The 4,049-nt window shown below is 43.1% G+C and carries 3 protein-coding genes and 1 pseudogene; 3 read left to right on the forward strand and 1 reads right to left on the reverse strand.

All coding sequences use genetic code 11. The features are described 5' to 3' along the window. Nucleotides 1-295: 295 nt before the first annotated feature. Nucleotides 296-499 (reverse strand): hypothetical protein, encoded by a 204-nt coding sequence (locus C7B77_RS25395; RefSeq protein ID WP_106311522.1) that lies wholly within the window; start codon nucleotides 497-499, stop codon nucleotides 296-298. A gap of 537 nt (nucleotides 500-1,036) precedes the next feature. Here C7B77_RS25395 and C7B77_RS25400 point away from each other — a divergent pair. The 3 genes and pseudogenes from C7B77_RS25400 to C7B77_RS25410 all read left to right on the forward strand — a co-directional run bounded on the left by C7B77_RS25400 (nucleotide 1,037) and on the right by C7B77_RS25410 (nucleotide 3,900). Continuing rightward, nucleotides 1,037-2,365, forward strand: coding sequence for a CmpA/NrtA family ABC transporter substrate-binding protein (locus C7B77_RS25400; RefSeq protein WP_106311525.1), 1,329 nt, complete (start codon nucleotides 1,037-1,039; stop codon nucleotides 2,363-2,365). 59 nt (nucleotides 2,366-2,424) lie between these two features. Continuing rightward, entirely contained in the window at nucleotides 2,425-3,252 is an 828-nt protein-coding gene (gene ntrB, locus C7B77_RS25405; RefSeq protein WP_106311528.1) for a nitrate ABC transporter permease, read from the forward strand. Between the two features lie 132 nt (nucleotides 3,253-3,384). After that, nucleotides 3,385-3,900 (forward strand): annotated as a pseudogene (locus C7B77_RS25410) (cytochrome b). Nucleotides 3,901-4,049: the final 149 nt, after the last annotated feature.

Raw genomic sequence — 4,049 nt, forward strand, 5'->3', positions numbered from 1 at the left:
TGTTTTGGCGCATCTGATAATTTGTCTCCAAAATTGCTGTTGCTACAGATCGATAATCTAGGATAGCTCGTTATGCACTAGTACACCCTACCTGTTATGGTTTATTCGACAGCCGCTAGGTAATACCAAATCCACTTCACAAACCCTTCTTTTGCTGGCCCTCACCCCGCCAGATCCTGCGGCTCTGGCTCCCCTCTCCCAAGCTTGGGAGAGGGGTTGGGGGTGAGGGCAAGGTTAGTGGGTTTTATAAACCGGATTTGGTATAACACACTTGCGCGATCGAAATTTGCTGTAATTAATTATCCTCGACGAACGTGTCCTCACCTTCATCGAAGTTTTCATGTGCTTGAGCGTTGAGCATCCGGTTCTCGTAGCGGCGGTTGCGGCGGTTGCCTTTGGCGGTAGTCGCGCGTTTGCTCGATCTTTTGTCGCGAACGAGACTGTGTAAATCGGGAGCATCGGTAATGTCGCTCAGGCTATCGTTATAAGTCCGTTTCATTGCTGTGGCGATCGTTCGATAGGTAATTTACATAACTTAACTTAAAAATTGCCAGTTGACGAGCTAAGGCGATCATCGCTAGAGCGATTCTTCTGTACTAAAACTGCCCGTACTAGCAGCAATATTAAACTTGGCATTATATCCCCGACTGTCTTAAGCACCTTGGCAGTTGCTATATCTGTGCAAATACTTTGCTGGCAAAATTTCAGTATCCCAGTTTTCCCCGGTCTCAAAACAGCCCGAATCATCTCCCTGCTTCACCATGTATGGATTCATATCAAAATACTTATAGAGTTTATCCGATATTCTGTTAGAAAATTCATAGCGATCCTCTATACATAGAGAAATAGATGAGATAAGCTTAGTTATTAACGGACTAAATCTATGGATCGATTAATGGAATCGGTTAATAAGCCATCGATCGAAATGATTTCATAGTAAAAATTCTATCGTTCGTAAATATCTAACTCTATCGACTTCAGTAACTCTCAAAGCACGGGCGACGAACTATTAAATATACATTCAAAAAGGAATTATATGGAACACCTAGTCAGCCAAATTTCTCGCCGTAAATTCATCCTGACCGCTGGCGCAACCGCAATGCTAGGATTGGGATTAAAGGGCTGTAGCACTGCTCAAAACCAATCTGCAACAATTCAAATGGCAAATGTAAATGCGGGTAGTAGTGGGAATGAAACGACAAAAGCCAGAATTGGGTTTATCGGTCAAACCGATGCCGCTCCGTTAGTAATTGCTAAGGTCAAAGAATTGTTCGCCAAACATGGCGTACCGGACGTAGAACTAGTTAAACAACCTTCTTGGGGTGTAACTAGAGATAATCTCCAAATTGGCTCGGCTGGGGGCGGTTTGGATGGAGCAATGGTGTTGAGTCCGATGCCTTATCACATCAGTATGGGCACGATTACTGTTAATAATAAAAAGCTACCGATGTATCTGGTAGCGCGGTTGAATACTGGCGGACAAGGCATATCTGTAAGCAACCGTTATCAAGATGCAAATGTTGCTTTAGATGCTTCTAAAATTAAAGAAAGAGTAGAGCGCGAACGAGCGGCTGGCAATTATCTACGATTTGCCCATACTTTTAAAGGTGGTAATAGCGATTTAATATTGCGTTATTGGTTGGCTGCTGGTGGTATCGATCCGAATAAAGATGTGATTAGTTTGGTGGTACCTGGTTCGCAATTAGTCCCGAATATTAAGGTCAATAATATCGATGGTTTTTGTGTGGGCGATCCTTGGCATGTAAGATTAATTAACCAAAGGCTCGGTTATACAGCATTAGTAACGAATGAGTTTTGGCAAGATCATCCCGAAAAAGCTCTGAGTTTTCGGAGTGATTGGGTAGATCGTCATCCGAATGCAACTAAATCGATCGTCAAGGCTTTGATAGAGGCGCAACAATGGTGCGACAAGCCAGAAAATCGCATCCAAATGGCCCAAATTATCTCCGATCCGGAATGGGCAAGAGTACCAGTTAAAGATGTCAAAGATCGACTGACTGGCAGAATTTATTACGGTAATAATCGCCCAGTTGTCGAAAATAGTCCGAACATTATGCGCTATTGGGACAACAATGCTAGCTACCCATTTAAGAGTCACGATCTGTGGTTCTTGACTGAAAATATGCGCTGGGGACAAATTTCGACAAATACCGATATGAAACAAATAATCGATCGAGTCAATCGAGAAGATATCTGGCGCGCGGCGGCGAAGGAATTGAATCTAGCAGCAGCACAGATTCCTACGGAGACTTCGCGAGGGGTGGAAACATTCTTTGATGGAGTGAAGTTCGATCCGGCTAATCCGACAGCTTATTTAAATAGCTTACAAATCAAACAAGCGTAATTCTCACGCTTTAGCATTACATTATTCAATCTTTACTTGTAATCTAGGAGAACTCAGTCATGGCAAGAGCGATCGTTCGTCCCCAAGCTAGCACTTTAGATCGACTATTAAGTAACCGGAAAACACGCAAAGTAATTGCTCCACTCATTGCTATCTCAGGAATTTTAATTATTTGGCAGTTATTAACATTAAGTCCCGATGCCAATTTACCCAGTCCGATCAAAGTAGTCGAACAAACTTGGGAATTAATTGTCAATCCGTTTTTTGATAAAGGTGCGACTAATAAAGGACTCTTTTGGCAGATTTGGGCGAGCGTCCAGCGGGTACTGCAAGGGTTTACCCTCGCCGCGATCGTGGGAGTCTCGATCGGGATTATTATCGGTACTAACGAATTCTTATTCGATGCTTTCGATCCAATTTTCCAGATTTTACGGACGATTCCCCCTTTGGCTTGGTTGCCGATCGCGCTAGCTACTTTTCAACAATCCAATCCTTCAGCTATCTTCGTCATCTTTATTACTTCGATTTGGCCGATTATTCTGAATACGATCGCAGGCGTTCAACAGATTCCGCAAGATTATGTCAACGTTTCTAAGGTCTTGCAGTTATCGAGAAAAGAATACTTCTTTGATGTTGTTTTTCCCGCAACCGTTCCTTATATTTTCACTGGTTTGAGAATTGGTGTCGGTTTATCTTGGTTGGCGATCGTGGCTGCCGAAATGTTAATTGGTGGTGTCGGGATTGGCTTCTTTATCTGGGATGCTTGGAATGCTGCCAATATCAGTCAGATTATTATCGCCCTCATCTATGTCGGAGTAGTTGGGTTGTTGTTAGATAAATCGATCGCGTTTATTGCAACAAAGGTTGTTCCTGACGAACAAAAGTAAGGGATCGATCGCGACTACGATCTTGGGTAGCAAGGAATAAACTATATCGATCGTCTTGAGGACACGAACGTGAATATACTACCAATAAATTCATCTAAAAAACCCAGGCTCAATTCAGCTTTTACGCGATTGATGTCCGTTCACTGGTGGATGGCTGGCTGTTACCTAATTTTGTTTGTCGTCGGTACCTGGATGGCTCAGTTAGAAAGAACCCCCTTTCGGAATATGCTTTACGATTTCCATAAATCGATCGGGGTGTTGATAATGGCACTGTTAACCTGGCGCATTCTCACATTGCTACAGGTATGGGGGAAAAAGTATGCCAAGAAGTCGCCCAAATATTCACCTCAATGGCTCCGGAACTTTGTTTTGCATTCCTTCATGTACGTATTTATGTGGGTAGTGCCGATCTCTGGATTCTTTTTCTCCAATTCCTTTCGATCGAATAATGTCAAGTTTTTCGGATTGGTACTACCAGACTTTTTCCTATAAAATGAAGCCATGGTTGAGGTTGGCAGATCGCTACATTTCTGGCTATCTTACACCTTTCTAGTCCTAATCCTGTTGCATACGATCGTGCAATGGAAAGTTGTTAAAGCAAATTGGCGGCGGTTTGCAGGATTTATCAAAACAAAGCTTTCTTCGTGAAGCTCGGTAGAGCTGCCCACCATATAAGTTTCAGCATAGACTTTTACCCCACCCCAGCCCTCCCCTTATAAAGAGCTATCCATTACCCACAGATTAATAACCCAAAGTGGTAGTACTAATGCGAAGCGCGCTACGCTTCTTACTATTTG

The organism is Chamaesiphon polymorphus CCALA 037, assembly GCF_003003845.1.
Taxonomy (GTDB): domain Bacteria; phylum Cyanobacteriota; class Cyanobacteriia; order Cyanobacteriales; family Chamaesiphonaceae; genus Chamaesiphon; species Chamaesiphon polymorphus.

What these genes read in the sequence shown, in the direction of transcription:
- C7B77_RS25395 (WP_106311522.1), bottom strand. Translation starts at nt 499, where the DNA reads ATGAAACGGACTTATAACGATAGCCTGAGCGACATTACCGATGCTCCC.
- C7B77_RS25400 (WP_106311525.1), top strand. Translation starts at nt 1,037, where the DNA reads ATGGAACACCTAGTCAGCCAAATTTCTCGCCGTAAATTCATCCTGACC.
- ntrB (WP_106311528.1), top strand. Translation starts at nt 2,425, where the DNA reads ATGGCAAGAGCGATCGTTCGTCCCCAAGCTAGCACTTTAGATCGACTA.